The sequence below is a fragment of the Vibrio sp. SG41-7 genome, assembly GCF_014164465.1.
Taxonomy (GTDB): Bacteria; Pseudomonadota; Gammaproteobacteria; order Enterobacterales; family Vibrionaceae; genus Vibrio; species Vibrio splendidus.
In genome coordinates, this window is record NZ_JACJFF010000324.1 from 1 (window position 1) to 779 (window position 779).

Here is a 779-nt window from a genome sequence, read left to right on the forward strand (position 1 = left end):
GTGCTTGCAGCCCCAACCCGAGCATAAAAATATCAGAAGAATTCAATGTGGCTGGACCTTGTATTGGAGCCTATTTAGGAGGTGCATATTTTAACCCAAATCCACACAAAACGTCGAAGAGCCAGAAAACTCATCAGGGTCAACCAATCCAACAATGCGAGCCGTTGTATCTTGACTTGGAATACCTGACAAATAAGGACTGAACTTTCTAAACCATTCTAAGTTCTCTTCACCAAACGCTTCTATCTCATCCCAGGTTTTCATTCCACACAACATGGCAGTCACTACTTGGAACATCACTTCGAAGAAATCATAAGTGATTTTTCGTTCCTGACGGCTATCAGTCAACGTGTTAAAATGGTCTTTGAATTCGTCGTAATTCATCTTTTTAATCTCATCCTGTTATCTAAACAGTATAAGATCACGTCAGATCACTACATTCAACCTATTTTTCAAAATTTAACCCCGAAAAGCTGAGAAACACTGCGAAAATAACATGCGGGAACCCTGCTGGCCAACGGCAGGGTCTGAAGGAAGCGATAGGAAGTTAACAGTACACAACGCAAGTGAACCTGCTTCGGCATTATAGGTGGGCAAGCGTCCGAAATAGCGCGAAGTCCAATACTCAGTCAGACCTATAATGTGTTTGAGGGAGGCATTGTTAACAGGGAGTCAGTGCAATAACTGGGGAAGCCTGACACCACATCCGGGCAAATGCCGGAAGCGTCCATCAAGAGGTGACTCAAGATGCACGTTGGTGCGAGGTGGCAGATGAACCC

At 44.4% G+C, this 779-nt stretch carries 1 protein-coding gene; it reads right to left on the reverse strand.

Translation table 11 applies throughout. The features are described 5' to 3' along the window. Nucleotides 1-90: 90 nt before the first annotated feature. Complete coding sequence (locus tag H5300_RS26925; RefSeq protein WP_182797380.1) at nt 91-384, reverse strand: transposase family protein; 294 nt, start codon at nt 382-384, stop codon at nt 91-93. Between the last annotated feature and the right edge of the window lie 395 nt (nt 385-779).

What these genes read in the sequence shown, in the direction of transcription:
- H5300_RS26925 (WP_182797380.1), bottom strand. Translation starts at nt 384, where the DNA reads ATGAATTACGACGAATTCAAAGACCATTTTAACACGTTGACTGATAGC.